General features: G+C 43.1%; 7 protein-coding genes. 3 read left to right on the top strand and 4 right to left on the bottom strand.

The features are described from left to right. Positions 1-29: 29 nt before the first annotated feature. Positions 30-4,361 carry a filamentous hemagglutinin N-terminal domain-containing protein gene (locus PseudUWO311_RS03790; RefSeq protein ID WP_142653747.1) on the bottom strand — a complete coding sequence of 1,444 codons (4,332 nt, stop codon included), beginning with the start codon at positions 4,359-4,361 and terminating at the stop codon, positions 30-32. A gap of 38 nt (positions 4,362-4,399) precedes the next feature. Further along, the gene (locus tag PseudUWO311_RS03785; protein ID WP_142653746.1) at positions 4,400-9,430 is read right to left on the bottom strand and encodes a filamentous hemagglutinin N-terminal domain-containing protein; all 5,031 of its coding nucleotides are present in this window, start codon (positions 9,428-9,430) and stop codon (positions 4,400-4,402) included. Between the two features lie 1,088 nt (positions 9,431-10,518). Here PseudUWO311_RS03785 and PseudUWO311_RS03780 point away from each other — a divergent pair. The 3 genes from PseudUWO311_RS03780 (at position 10,519) to PseudUWO311_RS03770 (ending at position 15,700) form a co-directional block, all read left to right on the top strand. Further along, entirely contained in the window at positions 10,519-12,267 is a 1,749-nt protein-coding gene (locus PseudUWO311_RS03780; protein ID WP_223807436.1) for a ShlB/FhaC/HecB family hemolysin secretion/activation protein, read from the top strand. Positions 12,268-12,285: 18 nt separating this feature from the next. Then, the gene (locus PseudUWO311_RS03775) at positions 12,286-14,619 is read left to right on the top strand and encodes a CHASE2 domain-containing protein (RefSeq protein WP_142653744.1); all 2,334 of its coding nucleotides are present in this window, start codon (positions 12,286-12,288) and stop codon (positions 14,617-14,619) included. Between the two features lie 106 nt (positions 14,620-14,725). Beyond that, entirely contained in the window at positions 14,726-15,700 is a 975-nt protein-coding gene (locus PseudUWO311_RS03770; RefSeq protein ID WP_142653743.1) for an Rpn family recombination-promoting nuclease/putative transposase, read from the top strand. 238 nt (positions 15,701-15,938) lie between these two features. Here the strand turns inward: PseudUWO311_RS03770 and PseudUWO311_RS03765 are convergent, their stop codons facing one another. Further along, positions 15,939-16,568: a DUF7003 family protein gene (locus PseudUWO311_RS03765; RefSeq protein ID WP_142653742.1), complete on the bottom strand. Its 630-nt coding sequence runs from the start codon at positions 16,566-16,568 to the stop codon at positions 15,939-15,941. A 39-nt stretch (positions 16,569-16,607) separates the two neighbouring features. Beyond that, positions 16,608-17,732, bottom strand: a complete 1,125-nt coding sequence (locus PseudUWO311_RS03760; protein WP_142653741.1) for a phosphotransferase enzyme family protein — start codon at positions 17,730-17,732, stop codon at positions 16,608-16,610. Between the last annotated feature and the right edge of the window lie 4 nt (positions 17,733-17,736).

Here is a 17,736-nt window from a genome sequence, read left to right as displayed (position 1 = left end):
ATAAAATTACGCAATGTTACTAATTATTATTACTGATTGGCAAGTTGAGGTATAGCAGGACTGAGAGGTGCATAAGCTGAGACGAACTCAATTGTGCCAGTGCGAATCATATTCGCCTCGACCAAGCGGATGGGAATCTCTGAAGTTATTTCTGGCTGTTGTTCTGTTGAGTTTTGCTCTACAGCAAATAGTCCTATCGTTTCTTGTTCTAGGGTGAAGATCTTGAGAGCCTTTGGCTCGATGTCGCCGTTACTATCTGCACTAGCAAATAGTCCTGTCTTTTCATCGTCTAGGGTGAAGTTTAAGTTATTAACTGGATTTATATCAATGGCAAATAATCCTGTCTTTTCATTCTCTAGGGTAAATATGTTTGAGGGAGTTTCTCCATTGCTGAGAGTAAGACTTTTGGTTTTCGTGGCAATAATTGCATCATTATTACGACTTAATGGACAGGCAAGCTGAGGTATAGCGGGACTGAGAGGAGTAGAAGCTGAGACTAGTTCTAGAGTGCCATTGCGACGAACTATTGTATTTGCCTCGACTAATCGGGTGGGTGTCTCTGAAGTTGCTTCTAGTTTCTGCTCTGTGGTTGAGACTTGACTAATGCTGATAGGTACTGGATCTGATAGCTCTACTAGTGACTGCGTGCTAGATACTCCATCACTGGGACTCTTGGGTACTCCTCCCTTACCAGAAATCGTAAAGCTATTGTTGCGGTTCGCTAGTTTGCCTCCGATCGCACAACTTTGATTGACTTGTTTTGATGGATCGGCGAGGTTAAGGGGTAAGGTGGTTAGTCCGCGACTGGGATCGATGCCAGGAGTAGTCACGAGGACGCTCCCTTGTAAACCAAATTGAGAACTTGCCGTGATATCGCTAAGCGTGGTCAGACTGGGACGGAACTCTAGTCCATAGATGCCGTTAGTGGTGATGTTGACGTTACCGCCATTGCCTGTAAAGGCGTTAGCAAAGATATCGCTGTTTTCGCCTTTGACTCCGACGATGAATCCTGCGTTGATGGTGATATTGCCGCCGTTGCCGCCTGATAGAGCTGTGCCTGCGGTGGTACTGATCTGGCTGCCGTAGCGTAGTAGTAGAACTGCGGGGATATTGAGGGTGATGTTACCGCCGTTGGTACTGGCGGTCTCGGCGGTGATGGAGGAATTGTTGAGGAGGGTGAGGAGGTTAGAGATGATGGTGATGTTGCCGCCGATGCCTGTACCAAGACTACCTACAGCGATTTTGGCTCCATCTTTCAGGAGTACTAACTGCGGATCGATGAAGATATTACCTCCTTTGCCTGTGGAGTTTTTAACTGTATCAGCAAACAAGCCTGTTGTTGTTCCTGCAAGGGTGAAGTTATCGGCGACTCTCACATCAATGGTGCCTGAGTCACCACTACTAGAGGTAGTAGTTTGGATTTTTGCGCCATTGGAGATTGTGAAGTTATTGGCTCTAACCAAGATGTCTCCTGCTTTGCCTAGTCCAGTAGTAGATGCCGAAACTAGGACTCCATCGGTGAGGGTTAGCTGTGAGGTGGTGAAGCTAATGTTTCCTGCTTTGCCTGTGCCTGATGTTTCGACGGCGAGTTTGCCGTTGCCTGCGACGTTAATTGATTGTGGTGCGGTGAGGATTAAGTCGCCGCCGTTGCCGCTAGCGGTTGTCGAGGCGGAGATGGCGGAGTTGTTGGCTAGGGCGATTTTGAGGTTTAGGTCGTTGCTGTAGGGATTGAGTTTGAGGATACCTGCGGGGGCGACTCCTTGGGTTTCGGCGAAGATGCCGACTGTACCGAAGAGATTCATGGTGGTGGCGTTGAGGGTAATGCTGCCGCCACCATCGGTGTTGGTGGATGTGGATGTGGCGGTGGTAGTAATTTTGGCTGTTCCATCTAGGTTTAGTAGGGGGGTGTTGATGGTGATGTTGCCTGCTTTGCCTGCATTTGTGGTTTGGGCGTTGAGTTCGCTTTTGTCTAGGATTGAGATCGCTTTGGCGGCATTGATGGTAACGCTTCCTGCTAAGCCACTGTTGTTGGTGCTGCTTAGGATTTGGCTATTGTTTTGAAAGGTAATAGTACTGGGGCTAGCTATAAAAACATTGCCAGCAGGATCACTTCCTTGGGTTACAGCATTGATCGAACTTCTGTCAAAAGTGAGATTGCCCAACCCAGTAATAATTACATCTCCAGATCTTCCGCTTCGACCAAGTGGGAAGCCAATTACAGGCAAATTGTTTCGTGAGATCGGGCGACTCGGGCTATAGAGCGGATTTTTAACGTTTATCGTCTTACTCGTAATAACATTAAGGTTCGTAATAGTCAGATCTCCTAATCCGTTAATTTTCACCGTACCTGCTACCTCAGTGGATGATTGGGTAAAAATCTCAATGTTACTTATTAGAGTTTTAGATTCTAGTGTAACGTTGCCTCCAGCACTGCTTTTACCACTAATGGTGACTGAAAAAGAATTTAGAGAAGAAGAACCTATACCTGATATATAGCCATTGATAGCAGAGGAAAAAATGCTTCCTCCCTCTTTTGCAGAACCATTCCGTGCAACCGAGAAAGAGTTCGATAACGAGTTATTTAGTGAGATATTCCCATAAATTGAAGTCATGGAAATTGATCCCCCGTTCCCTGAATCTGCTGTAAAAGGAATTCCTCCATTCCCAAAATCGCCAGTCCCTGCTAACGAGAAAGAGTTCAAGGAAGAGTTAACTAGTGAGATATTTCCAGAATTTGAAGTTATAGAAATAGCTCCTCCATTTTCTGAACCGCCAAAAAATGCGGCTGAGGATGAGTCCAAGGAAGAGTTAACTAATGAAACATTTCCATAATTTGAAGTAATAGAAATTGCTCCTCCATTCCCTGCAAATCCAATATTGCTCATACGCGAGAATGAGTTGATACCTGAGTTAGTTAAGGTAATATTACCGTTATTGGCGGAGAAAGAAATCGACCCTCCATTTCCTGAATCGCTTGGCGATCTCGATGACGAGTTCGTATCTCCTCCTTGGAGAGTAATGTTACCGAAATTCGACGTTAAAGAGATCCTTCCTCCATTACCTTTAACAATGTCTGAATATGACCCTAAAATCATATCTGCAAAACTTGGTGATACAAATGAGCCAGTATTAGTGATTTCGCCCTTCGCTGAGAGTTCGATCGCACCACCATTACCAGTAATACTAGAAGTATCAATCCAACCAAAAGTAATACTTCCATCTGAACTCCCTAAATTAGGAGAAGCAGAAGCAACCCCTGCCCTCAAAATCACCGAAGGAAGAGTTGTTAAAGTTATAAAATCTGGATCGGTACTGGGAATACCGCCAACACACCCCACCGTTCCCGCTTGACAATCTGGTCTTGTAATCCGAATACCACCCGTTTGAATACTACCCGTCGCCTCCACCTTCAGCGCCGCCCCCGTATAGTTACCAAATGTCACATTACCATTTGCATAAATAATCGGGTCGTACTTACTAACAAAATTAGCCACTCCTCCAGTAATCGTCAAAAAAGAAAGATTACCACCACTTAAAAAGTGAGCATCCCCAGAAATAACCCCATCACCTACTAGGCTTAAATGTCTACCACTCAAAATCTGCGTCAAAGGATTATTGAGAGCAAAGACATCAACATCTCGATCTCCCTGAATCGTCAAATCTCTCCCAGAATTTGCTACAAACGGACTAGCCACACTATCCCGAATCTTCACCGAATCCTGAGCTTGCAAAGTCAAATCTCTACCAGCCTGCAAAGTCCCCTGCAAATCCAACCTATTAGCATTCAAAACCAAATCCTGACCCGCCGACAGATTACCCAAATTACTAATCGTCGCCCCCTGATTACTATTCCCATACTGCACCCCAGCCGTAACACTCATCGTCAGCAAAGGCGGAGCCTGCGGATTTGTCGCGCTAAACTCACTACCGTCAGCAAACTTAAAACTGCTGGCAGTACTCCCAACAAAAGTACCACCAATATCTAACTTCGCATTAGCCCCAAACGCAATCCCATTCGGATTAAGCAAATATAAATTCGCATTCCCATTCGCCTTAATCAAACCATCAATATTAGAAACAGAATTACCCGTCACCCGCGTCAACACATTCTGAACCTGCAGAGCATTATTAAAATGCGCCGTGTTATTCGTCGGAACCGAGAAGTCTTGAAAACTATGATAGAGATTAACGCCAACTGTAGTACCGCCATTAATCGTATGAACTTGTCCCGTCGTCGTCACTGTCGAATTTACAGGCAAAGTCGCGTCAGGAACGATCTGTGCTGAAGCTGAAAATGCAGCAGAGAGACAACCTAATGCACAGGCACAGGATAAACAAATATGGCGAAGGGCTCGTTTCATGGTTTTTCTAGTTAGGATCTGGCTGTCTTAGCGGAGCATTAGGCTGGGATATTGACTCTATTAAAGTTTGCGGGTGTAATGAAATCTTTGTCACGAAGGGTAAGGTTATTGGCAAATTGGAGAATGTCACCACTGAAACTAAGATCTTGGCTAATGACTGAAATGCCATCTCCGTATTGGATGAGAACATATGATGAGTTTATGAGAGTGTTGTTGTTTTTGTCTGTTAAGTTTTGAGCAAATAGTCCTATCTTTTCTTCTTCTAGGGTGAAGAGCTTGTCAGCTTCTAGAGCGATGTTGTTGCCATTACTATCTGCACTGGCAAATAGTCCTATCTTTTCTTCTTCTAGAGTAAAGTTATTAACTGTATTTATATCAGCAGCAAATAGTCCTGTCTTTTCATCGTCTAGGGTGAAGTTTAAGTTATTTACTGGATTTATATCAACAGCAAATAATCCTGTCTTTTCATTCTCTAGGGTAAATATGTTTGAGGGAGTTTCTCCATCGCTGAGAGCAAGACTTTTGGTTTTAGTGGCAATAATTGCATCATTATTACTACTTAATGGACAGGCAAGCTGAGGTATGGCGGGACTGAGAGGTGCAGAAGCTGAGACTAATTCTATTGTGCCATTGCGACGAATTATTGTATTTGCTTCTACTAAGCGGGTGGGTGTCTCTGGCGTTATTTCTGTTTTTTGTTCTATGGTGGGGGTTTGACTGATGCTGCTAGCGACGGGATCAGATAGTTCTACTAGAGCCTGATTGCTAGATGCTGCATCACTGGGACTCTTGGGTACTCCTCCTTTACCAGAAATCGTAAAGCTATTGTTGCGGTTTGCGAGTTTTCCTCCAATTACACAGCTTTGATTGACTTGTTTGGATGGGTCGGCGAGGTTGAGGGGTAAGGTGGTTAGTCCGCGACTGGGATCGATGCCTGGGGTGGTTACGAGGACGCTTCCTTGTAAACCAAATTGAGAACTGGCGGTGATATCGCTAAAACCAGTCAAGAGTGGACGAAATTCCAAGCCGTAAATACCGTTAGTAGTGATATTGACGTTACCGCCATTTCCCCTAAATGCGTTAGCAAAGATGTCGCTGTTTTCGCCTTTGACTCCGACGATGAATCCAGCAGTAATGTTGATGTTGCCACCGTTGCCGCCTGCGAGGGCTGTGCCTGCGGTGGTGCTGATATTGCTGGCGTAGCGAAGTAGTAGTAAGTTAGGGATGTTGAGGGTGATGTTGCCGCCGTTGGTGCTGGCGGTTTCGGCGGTGATGGAGGAACTGTTGAGGAGACTAAGGAAATTGGATATTAGGGTGATGTTACCACCAATGCCAGTGCCAAGGCTGCCAACGGCGATTTGCGCTCCATCGCGGAGGGTAACTGCTTGTGGGTCAATAAAGATATTGCCACCTGCACCAGAGGAGCCAGTCAAGGTATTTGCAAATAAACCTGTTTTTGAGCCTGTGAGATTGAATTGATCGACGACTCTCACGTCAATGTTGCCTGAGTTACCACTATTTGAGGTTGCGGTTTCAATTCTTGCGCCGTTGGTGATGTTGAAGTTATTTGCTTTAACAAAGATGTCGCCTGCTGTTCCTTTTCCTGATGTAGATGCTGAAACTAAGACTCCATCGGTGAGGGTTAGTTGTGATGTGGTGAAGCTAATGTTTCCTGCTTTACCTGTTCCTGATGTTTCGACAGCGAGTTTGCCGTTGCCTGCGACGTTAATTGATTGTGGTGCGGTGAGGCTTAAGTCACCGCCGTTGCCACTTGCGGTTGTCGAGGCGGAGATGGCGGAGTTGTTGGCTAGGGCGATATTGAGGTTTGAGTCGTTGCTATAGGGATTGAGTTTGAGGATTCCTGCGGGGGCGACTCCTTGGGTTTCGGCGAAGATGCCGACTGTGCCGAAGAGGTTCATGGTGGAGGCATTGAGGGTGATGCTACCGCCGCCATCGGTGTTGGTGGATGCTGCTGTGGCGGTGGTGGTGATTTGGGCTGTGCCATCAAGATTTAGGAGTGGGGTATTGATGGTGATGTTGCCTGCTTTGCCTGCGGCGGTGGTTTGGGCGTTGAGTTCGCTTTTGTCTAGGATTGAGATCGCTTTGGCGGCGTTGATTGTGACGCTTCCTGCTAAGCCACTGTTGTTGGTGCTGCTTAGGATTTGGCTATTGTTTTGAAAGGTGACAGTGCTGGGGCTAGTGATGGAAATATTGCCAGCAGGATCGCTTCCTTGGGTGATGCTGTTGATAGTGGTTTTGTCAAAGGTGAAGCTGCCCACTCCTGTAACTGTTACATCTCCTGAACGTCCACTTTTTCCAACCTCAAAGGTAAATGTTTTATTGAGGGGAGGAGGTAAAGTAAGACTTATCGTCTTACTGGTAATGACTTTGAGATTATTAAGATAAAGATCTCCCAATCCGCTGATTTGTACTATCCCTGCTTGTTCACTAGAAGATTGAGTAAGGAGTTCCAGTCCACTTATTTGAGTTTTTGCTGCTAGGGCAATATTACCGCCATTACCACTAGTTTGATTGAGCTCTGACAAGGAAAAAGAATTTAGAGAAGATATGCCAGAAGAACCGATTAGGCTGCCCTTCGGAGCAGAGATAAATATATTCCCACCAGAGCCCGAATTGCCTGATACAGAGTACGAGAAAGAGTAAGAAGAATAGTTATTGAAAAAAATATTACCAGTATTTGTAGTAAGAGAAATTGCTCCGCCATTCCCTGAAGTACCACCTTTATAGGGAGAGGTAGAGTATAAAGTGTTCAAGTATACGTCGTAAGAGATAGAGTTAGCGAAAGATGTCAAGTCGTTGAAAGTAATATCACCAGTATTGGTGAAAAAAGAAATTGCTCCGCTATTCCCTGTATTGCCTGCAAGGTATGAGATCGAACTCGAATCCAAGATCGAGGAGGTAAGTGAGATATCAGTATTGGCGGAAAAAGAAATTGTTCCGCCATTCCTTGGTTTGCCAGAGTCCGAACTCGAGCTCGAGTTCAAGATCGAGGAGGTAAGTGAGATACCAGTATTGGCGGAAAAAGAAATTGCTCCACCATTCCCTGGGTTGCCAGATCTTGAGTTCGAGTACGAGTCCAATTGAGACGAGTTAAGTGAGATATCACCAGTATTGGTGGAGAAAGAAATTGCTCCGCCATCCCCTGAATTGCCGGAAAGATTCGTACTCGAGATTGAGGTCGAGATTGAGTACGAACTCAATCTCGAGTATTTAAGTGAGATATCACCAGTATTGGTGAAAAAAGAAATTGCTCCGCCATTCCCTGAATTGCCAGAGGACGAATCCGACGAGAACGTGGACGAGTCCAAGTACGAGGTGACAGAAGAAAATCTTCCAATATTTTTTTCGCCAAGTAGTGAGATATCACCAGTATTGGTGGAAAAAGAAATTGCTCCACCATTCCTGCCAGGCGAGCGCAAAAGTGAGTGGTTAAGTGAGATATTTCCAGTATTTGTAGATAAAGAAATTGCTCCACCTTTGCCTCCCGAACCCGAGTCCAATCTCGAGAGGGTAAATGAGATGTCACCTCTCCCATAGATTCTAATATCTCCTCCATCTGCCCCCACAACATCCGTGCTGGTATCAATTACATAAATTAAAGGAATCCCATTTTCAGGATCAAATCTTGTTGCACGAATAGCAGAAATTTCTCCTGATAAAGTATTTGGATTAAACTGATTGGTCAACAACACCAAACCACTGGGTTGGCTCACCCGAATTTTCCCATTCATCGTAATATCTGCCCTGCCAGAAGCAGGAATGGGATAGGTAACAACAGAAGGAGCCACTGTGCCCAATATGGGTGTAGTCGGCAAACCTCCCAACTGCGACCAATCCACTCCCGATCGCACATCCAAAGTTGCCTGCGTACTCCCATTAATCCTCATCGGAACCGCAACTGGCACAACCTCCTTAACTGTCCCATCACTATTTTTGATCGCCTGATATTCCGTCAAATTAAAATCCGCTAAATCCGCATACCTTTTCGTCGCATTAAATAGATTTGTATTACTAGGGTTGATCGTAGTATTAACATCAACCCCAACATTATTGATCGTGATATTCCCCAGCGTGACCCCCCCCCCCGCCAATATATGCAAAGAAGCCCCTGTATAGTCACCCAAAATCACATCCCCACTTGCTAAAATAACTGGGTCATTAGGGCTAAGTAATTTACCAGAAGTTCCATTTAAGTTCTCAACATTAAAATTACTACCAGCAAAGAAATGAGCATCGCCTAAGATGGGATTATCCGATCGCAACACCATATTGCCACCCGACCAAAACCCACTATTGACATTATTCAAAGTAAAAATATCAACAGATTGATTACCCTGCACCAGCAGATCGCGACCCGCCACAGCCCAAAATGGAGTACTAACAGTATCCCGAATCTTCACCGAGTCCTGAGCCTGAAACGTCAAATCTCTCCCAGCTTGCAAACTCCCCTGCAAATCCAACTTATCCGCATTCAAAACCAAATCCTGCCCCGTCGAGAGATTACCCAAATTGCTGATCGTCGCCCCCTGATTACTAACCCCATACTGCACCCCAGGCGTAACACTCATCGTCAACAAAGGCGGAGCCTGAGGATTTGTCGCACTAAACTCGCTACCATCAGTAAACTTAAAACTATTCGCCGTAGAACCAACAAAAGTACCACCAATCTCTAACTTCGCATTTGCCCCAAACGCAATCCCATTGGGATTAAGCAAATATAAGTTCGCATTCCCATTCGCCTTAATCAACCCATCAATATTAGAAACAGAATTCCCCGTCACCCGCGACAACACATTCTGAACCTGAGCAGCATTATTAAAATGCGCCGTGTTATTCGTCGGAACCGAAAAATCTTGAAAACTATGATAGAGATTAACACCAACCGCAGTACCGCCATTAATCGTATGAACTTGCCCCGTCGTTGTCACGGTGGAATTTACAGGCAAAGTCGCATCAGGAACGATCTGCGCTGAAGCCGAAAATGCCGCAGAGAGACAGCTCAAAGCACAGGCACAGGACAAACAGATATGGCGAAAAGCTCGTTTCATGGTTTGCAATCCCTAAACTTAGTAACAACACCTATAGGACTTACGCAGTAGCCCTGCACTCAAGTGCGGGCTAAAAGCTCAAACCTGTTGAAACGGGTTAATTAACAGTATTCTGTAGTCCACTTCAGTGGACTTGAGCTTTTAGCCAAGAACTTGAGTTCTTGGTTTATTTGCGTAAGTCCTAACTTAAACAAAGTTACGCAACAACCTTCTGACTACTCGCCCAAATAGTTCAGAAATATTAATTGTTCTAAAATATCACACTTTAGATGAAATCAATAAGATCGAAAAAGCCTATAAATTGACCAAGATCGTGTATTTAATAACTCACAATTCTTGCGTAGGGTGAGTTAGCGCAGCGTAACGCACCACAGATAGGATTGATGCGTTACGGCTGTCGCCTAACACATCCAATAATCGCCCCCTAGCCCCCAATTCTGGGGGAACAAGAAAATAAAATCCCTTCAAAGTCCCCCAGAATTGGGGGATTTAGGGGGCTAAATAGCTCGAAACGAAGACAGACAGACTTGTGTGTACAAGAAATGAATTATTCAGATAGGGACAATCCCCGTGATTGCCCTGCTTCGCTAGCAGCAAGAGATTCATCATTTTCGTTCTGCATAACATCAACTCTTAAATAGTTTCTAAGTTGAAAAACTTTTAAAATGGCGGAATTTCTTGACGAATTTTAAAACTATTTTAATTAAATTAGTAATTCATGACAATCAAACTACTTTGAATATTTAGTTAATCTACGCATAAAATCTGATGAAAAATATTTTAAACAATGTATATATTAGTTTGGATAGTAAAAATACAATGCATTAACGATTCGATCAAATGATTCGAGCAAATTAATATCAGTATGTTATTAGAAAAATCAGGCAACTTGCAGTGTACGAATAGATTTTGCCACAAGCTTTTGAGCTTTATATTTAATTATGCCTAGATAATTAGATATTTGAATCTTGCTATTAATCACGTTAATTTTTACTCTAAAAAATAATTTTAAAGTTTCTACTCAAATTTTGAATCAAATCTGTTAAATTATCCACCAACAGGTTTTTTGGCTTCAGGAATAAATTATTGTGAATAAATTGTATCCGAGTAAATCCACAAACTCAAAAGGGGTAAAAACAGCTATTTTTGCATTAGCGATCGCTGCTGTCAGCATCTACCCCCAAGCGATCGCCGCACAAACTCCTCAACTTCCTGCCAACACTCCACGTACCCCCGAAAACACTCCACGCACACCACCAAAGCCACCATCCGAACCGACCAAACCTCCATCACCCGATCTACTCAAACCAACAACCCCAACGCCTTTAGAGATCCCCAATACTAATACTTCTGAAACCATTGTCGTCAAGAAATTTGAATTTATTGGCAGCACCGTTTTTAGCGATGCAGAACTAACAGAGCTTACCAAGGAATATACCAACAAACCCATTTCCATCAACGAGCTATTTCAAGTACGCACCAAAATCACCAAACTATACGCAGACAATAAATACATCACCTCAGGCGCATTAATTCCCGAACAGAAACTCACCAGCGGAACGATCAAGATCCAGATCGTTGAAGGCGGAATCGAAGAAATTAAAGTCATCGGACTGACCCGACTCAACCCTAGCTATATCCAATCGCGCATTGCGATCGCTACACAGAAACCCCTCAACAGCAAACGCCTACTAGAAGCACTCCAACTACTGCAAATCAATCCCCTAATTGAGAGCATCTCCGCCAATTTATCACCAAGCTTACAACCAGGGCTAAACAACTTAGAAGTCAAAGTTACCGAAGCGAAAACCTTCAGCTTACCAATTACCTTTGATAACGGTCGCACACCTAGTGTGGGAACAGATCGCCGCCAAATTCAGCTTGGCGAATCAAACCTCACAGGATTAGGCGATCGGCTGAGCCTGAGTTATTCTAATACCAACGGCAGTAACTCCTTTGATGCTAGTTATACAGTTCCATTCAATCCCTACAATGGAACGATTAGCTTCAACTTTGGAACTTCCTCTAGTAAAGTCCTCCAAGCACCTTTTGATATCCTTGATATCGCCTCCAGTTCGCGGAACTATGGATTATCAATTCGTCAGCCCATACTCCAAACCACCTCTCAAGACCTAGCCCTAGGGCTGACCTTTAACCAAAGCCAAAGCCAAGCGTCATTACTAGGCGGCGCAATTCCCTTTCCTTCCCTAGGCTCTGACGAAAATGGTCAAACGAAAATTTCCGCCCTTCGGTTCTTTCAAGAGTACGTACAACGCAGTGGTGAAGAAGTATTTGCCGCTCGTTCTCAAGTTAGTTTTGGACTTAATGCTTTTGGATCAACCATTAATCCCATATCTCCAGATAGCCAATTTCTAGCTTGGCGCGGACAAGTCCAATATGTACGGCTGCTCGCACCCGAAACCCTCTTGTTTCTGCGTGGCGATTTACAATTTGCCGATCGCTCACTTTTGTCACAAGAACAAATTAGTTTTGGAGGACAAGATACCCTGCGGGGATTTCGGCAAGATAGCATCACAACCGACAATGGGCTGCTGTTCTCAGCAGAATTGCGGATACCAGTAATGCGTATCCCTGAAATTGGTGGACTATTGCAGATTGCCCCGTTCTTTGATTTCGGCACAGCATGGAACTACAATGGCAGTACAAACCCAGATCCTGGCACCTTAGCATCTCTGGGTTTTGGATTACGCTTTCAAATGAGCGATCGCCTTACTATCCGTCTCGATTGGGGAATACCCCTCAGCCGAATTTCTGGCGATAAAACGACTTTACAAGAACGTGGGCTTTACTTTTCTCTAGTTGCTAATCCATTCTAAAGGCTCCAAAACTTAATCATGTGGATCGACCTCAAAAAGCAACTTTGGAAATGGCGAGATGTCCTCATAACCGTCCCTGCCACAACAGGAATTATATTAGGACTTCGCTTTGTAGGACTGTTACAGCCATTGGAGCTATCTGCCTACGATTTATTCTTTCAATTGCAACCACCAGAAAAGACCGACGATCGCATTGTCATCGTCGCAATTGATGAGTCCGATATTCAAAAATACAACTCGCCAATTACTGATGCTAATTTAGCCAAACTGCTAAATATCATCAAGCAACAGCAACCAAGAGCGATCGGGTTAGATATCTATCGCGATTTACCAGTAGAACCTGGACATCAAGAATTAATTGCCGTATTCAAATCCACCCCAAATTTGGTTGGGATTCGTAAGGTAGTGGGAACTGGTGTTTCCGCTTCCCCCATTCTTGAAAAACTCAATCAAGTAGCCGCTAACGATCTTCTTCCCGATGGCGATGGCAAGATTCGCCGCGTTTTTTTGTCACTCACAGATAAGCGCGGTAAAGTATTTGAGAGTCTCAGTGCAAGCCTAGCCGAGAAATATCTCAAAGCCGAAAAAATCGAACCTGAATTACTAGATGCAAAAACGCTAAAATATAAATTTGGGAAAGCAATACTCGTTCCATTTAGGGCGAATGACGGAGGTTACGTTAGCTCTGGCGCAACAGGTTCTAAGATAGAAGATTCTAAGACAGAAGGCTCTAAAACTGAAAGTTATAAACTGTTAGCAAATTACCGTAATTTCCCTGATGGCTTTCGCACAGTTTCGCTAACACAAGTGCTGGAAGAACAAATCCCTAAAGACATTTTTCGCGATCGCCTTGTACTGATCGGAGTTACCGCAGAAAGCAGCAGTGATTATTTTATCACCCCCCATAACAACTCTACCTTCGGGAAGTCCTTCACAGTAACCAATGGAGTCGAACTCCATGCGAATATTGCTAGCCAATTAATCAGCAGCGCCATTGAAGGAAGACCGATTCTCCAAGTTTGGTCAAAGCCAATGGAATACCTGTGGATTTCAGTCTGGGCGATCGCTGGAGGGCTAATATACTGCATTAGTCGTTATACAAAACAGAAGAATAAACACAAGCAGCTACTGCAATTGCCTTGGGGAACTCTAGCGATCTTAATATTCGGCAGTGGGCTCGCCTTTTGTAGTTATATCGCATTTTTGCAGGGGTGGTGGATTCCTTTAGTTCCTGCCTTACTAGCATTATTTATTTCGGCGATCTTAGCTACGAGTTATACGGCACGAAGTGTCCACAAAATTCGGCAGGTATTCGGACGCTATTTGACTGATGAAGTAGTCTCCAATCTTTTAGAAACGCCTGAAGGTTTAAACTTAGGCGGAGAGAAGCGGAAAGTAACATTGCTATTTTCCGACCTGCGAGGTTTTTCGGCTCTATTTGAGAATGTTGAACCAGAACAAGGCGTTAAAGCGATCTCGCTCTATCTTGATGTGATGACCGAAGTAATTACTAAGTACAAAGGCACAATCAACGAGTTCGTCGGTGATGGCATCTTTGTGATGTTTGGTGCACCCATTCAGCGACAAGATGATATTCAACGAGCTGTCACCTGTGCGATCGCCATGCAACTAGCCATGAATGAAGTTAATGCTGAATTGGAAACTATGCAGATCCCTGCCCTACAAATGGGGATTGGCATACATACAGGCGAAGTGTTAGCGGGTAACATCGGTTCGCAACGACGGGCTAAATATACAGTTATGGGTAGCAATGTCAACTTAGCATCAAGAATTGAATCATATACTGTTGGCGGACAAATCCTAGTTTCTGAAGCGGTTTTCAATCAGATCAAAGAAATCGTTCGCATTGATGCTCAAATGCGTGTCAAGCCGAAGGGATTTAATGATGCGATCGTTATGTTTGATATTGGCTCTATAAATGACCTCGTGTTGCCTGAAGACAAGGAACACTTGGTGTCATTAGTCCAACCTATTGCGATGGAATGGAATGCGATCGAAGGAAAGCATGTTAAAGCAAAGAGCTATACAGGCAATCTCATCAAGCTTTCGGCTAATAATGCAGAAATACGAGTTGATACCACTTTAGAACCTTTAACGAACTTGCAGATCACTTTTATTGATTGCGAAAAAGAAAGAAAAATGGATGATGTCTATGCTAAGGTCGTAGAAGTTGATCTCGAAGATTTATCTCATGGTTGGATTCGCTTTACTGCGGTTACATCAGATATAGCAGAATGGCTTTACGATCTTCGTCAGAATTCTACGATGATTTCTATGTCATACGAGGAGACTGAATTATCCAGAAAAATTGATAATATTGCGGAACAATAACATCCGAAAACTGCGATCGCGTTTTTGTGGTTAATGCGATCGCAGTTTGAAGATCGAGAAATTAGAAATCTGTTAGAATCAATTAGCAGATACGCTCAGATATATCATGTCTAATCCCATGTCAATTCGCCTCAGTCGCGATCGATACATCAACCTACTCACAGACTTTGGCTTCAAACGCCTATTTGGAACTGAGCCAAACAAAGACTTATTAATTGACTTTCTTAATGTAATTTTACCCATCCAGCATCGCGTCAGAGATTTAACATACCGTAATACAGAAAACCTTGGCAATACGCCCATTGATCGTAAAGCGATTTTCGATCTTTACTGCGAAAGTGAAACAGGAGAAAAGTTTATTGTCGAAATGCAGAAAGCAAAACATAATTATTTTAAAGACCGTAGCATTTACTACTCCACTTTCCCCATTCAAGAACAAGCAGAAAAAGGAAATTGGAACTACAAGCTTACTCCAGTCTATGCCATTGGCATTTTAGACTTTATTTTTGATGAAGATAAAAACGATGACACCTTATTACATATTGTTGAATTAAAAGATCAAGATGGCAAAGTCTTTTACGAGAAGCTAAAATTTATTTATCTTGAACTACCAAAGTTTAAGAAATCAATTGATCAACTAACCGACCATTTTGACAAATGGTTATTTTTGCTACAACATCTACCCGAATTGGAAGAGCCGCCTTTACCGTTGCAAGAAAATGTATTCATTCAATTGTTTGAAGCCTCCCAAATTGCTAGCTTTTCCCAAGAGGAAAGAGATGCTTATGAAAACAGCTTAAAGTACTACCGAGACATGAAAGGTGTCGTAGAAACAGCAAGAGAAGAAGGTCGAGAAGAAGGTCGAGAAGAAGGAAAGGCTCAAGGTATACAAGAAGGTAAACAAGCACTTTTGCTCAAACAACTATCTCGAAAACTAGGAATTATCATAACCGATGAGCTGAAAGTTCAGTTGCATCAGCTAGATCCCAATGTGTTAGATACATTGAGTGAAGCGCTGTTTGATTTAGAAAATTTGGAAGATCTTCACAATTGGCTAAAGAATATTAACCATCGGTTATAAGTAATTATGTAAAATAAATTACCCAAACCCGTAAAGTTGCGACCCTGCGGGGCAAAACTTTACGGGTTTGGGTATGTAATTAATTATGTACATCTACTTAGATGATTTTTAGTAAGTAGGATTGGGATGATCGCAGTATCTTTTTGATTGGGAGTTCCGACCTTAGTCTGCTGAAGCAGACTTTAGCAAATAAGCCAAGAAGTTCAGTTCTTGGCTTATTTGCGCCGCCACTCGTTTGTTATTTTGGGAACCAAAATCTCCAGTCAGTATTGGGATTTGTTGGCGGTTTGTACAAATCAGGATTACCTGTGAATAGAACTTCAGCAATCAGAGGAAAACTCTCAGTCTGGCTCGGTGGGCAACCCCAATCAGGATGATGCCATTCATCAAGACATAAAATCTCAGTCAATCCATCGGGAATAAACTTTCCATATTCTTCTCGATTAGCCAGTAACTCTTCACGATAGTTTTCTAATAATGCGATCGCAATATTAGGCTCATACTCAGAAAAAAGCTCTGGACGTGCAATAATCTTCAACTCTGATAAAGGAATAGTCTTGCCACGCACGGTTACATGATAATCATTGGGCATTTCATCGTATTTAATTTGTCCTGTAATTAGGTAGCGATCGCTATCAAATCCTTGTCTTCCCAGTACGCAGTTGCCAACGCACTCCAATATCGTCGTCAATCCTTCGCCCGCTGGACACCAAGTAATTGAGTTAAATAGAATTAACCAGCGACTGTCATCCCAAAATGCCAATAATCTGGAAGAAATATAGTCAATATTCACATTGCCAAAACAAGGCATATCGATCGCATCAAAACGGAGATCGAGAAATTCTAGGATTTTTTGAGGTGAGTCCATATATGTTTGCGGCGATGAATACATTGCTTTGCAATGTCTCTATCTTATATCTTTGATAATTTTATTGATAACTGTCTGTTGAGATTCTATGCTCTCCACTAACCGAAACTGAACAAGCGATCGCAATAGATTATGTTCAGGATATTTAACATTAAAGTAGATGCTTCCAGCTAAATAATCGGTAAAAAAGCGCAACCCCAACTCAAAGGTAATCACGCGAACCGCATCATAAATATAAGCATAATCATACTCTGTAAGAAAAGATCGCGCCATTGAGAAATATCCCTGCAAAATCCCTTGACAAAGTTCCGTATCAAATTGAACATCTTCCCATTGATTCGTCTCCTCTCCAGCAGGATTACATCCCGATCGCAAACAATCACCAATGTCATAATGTACTAATCCAGATTTCACTGTATCAAGATCAATCACACTCACCGATAATTTTGTCTGCCGATCAAACAAAATATTATTCACCTTAGGATCGCCATGCATTGTTCGCAATGGTAATTTCCCAGCTACTTTTGCATTTTCTAAAATATGTGCTAAGCCCTTGCGATCGCTTACAAATTTCAAACAATAATCGACTTCAGGCGATCGCTTAAAATTACTGCTTGCAAGAACTTCCTCATGCTGGCGAAAATAGCGTGGCGTAATATGAAAACCCTCCAAAGTATCCGCTAATCTCTCTGGCGCTAAATCACTAGTCAGAAGATGGAAAGTTCCCAAAGCATAGCCAAATTCTCGCACTTGCTCAATACTTTCCATCACATCAAAGGATTGCGAATCTGCAATAAAACTAAGCGATCGCCAAAACTCTCCGCTTTCAGTTTGCCAATAGTCTTCACCCTGCTGAGTTTGTAATACTTGCGGTACATCCCAGCGCCGATCTAATGGCGAGTCTTGAATGCGATCGCGCACATGATTCGCATAGGTTCGCATATTCTGCATGACTAACTTTGGTTCGCGAAATACCTTCGTATTTATGCGCTGCAATATAAAGGAATATGTTTCAGCTTCTTGTAAAGAGACTAAAAAAGTATCATTGATATTGCCACTGCCAAAGGGTTGAATATCAGCAACTTGTTTTTGAGCAGAGAACTTGTGAGCGATCTCAATAATTTTCAATCTGTCGAATTCATCAAACTGATAGTTTTGACCCATAATT

The organism is Pseudanabaena sp. UWO311 (genome assembly GCF_006937785.1).
Classification (GTDB): domain Bacteria; phylum Cyanobacteriota; class Cyanobacteriia; order Pseudanabaenales; family Pseudanabaenaceae; genus Pseudanabaena.
This window is presented reverse-complemented; position numbering and strand designations above follow the sequence as displayed.

Excerpts from the sequence above, each read along its gene's own strand:
- PseudUWO311_RS03790 (WP_142653747.1), bottom strand. The coding sequence starts at position 4,361 with ATGAAACGAGCCCTTCGCCATATTTGTTTATCCTGTGCCTGTGCATTA.
- PseudUWO311_RS03785 (WP_142653746.1), bottom strand. The coding sequence starts at position 9,430 with ATGAAACGAGCTTTTCGCCATATCTGTTTGTCCTGTGCCTGTGCTTTG.
- PseudUWO311_RS03775 (WP_142653744.1), top strand. The coding sequence starts at position 12,286 with ATGTGGATCGACCTCAAAAAGCAACTTTGGAAATGGCGAGATGTCCTC.
- PseudUWO311_RS03770 (WP_142653743.1), top strand. The coding sequence starts at position 14,726 with ATGTCTAATCCCATGTCAATTCGCCTCAGTCGCGATCGATACATCAAC.
- PseudUWO311_RS03765 (WP_142653742.1), bottom strand. The coding sequence starts at position 16,568 with ATGGACTCACCTCAAAAAATCCTAGAATTTCTCGATCTCCGTTTTGAT.
- PseudUWO311_RS03760 (WP_142653741.1), bottom strand. The coding sequence starts at position 17,732 with ATGGGTCAAAACTATCAGTTTGATGAATTCGACAGATTGAAAATTATT.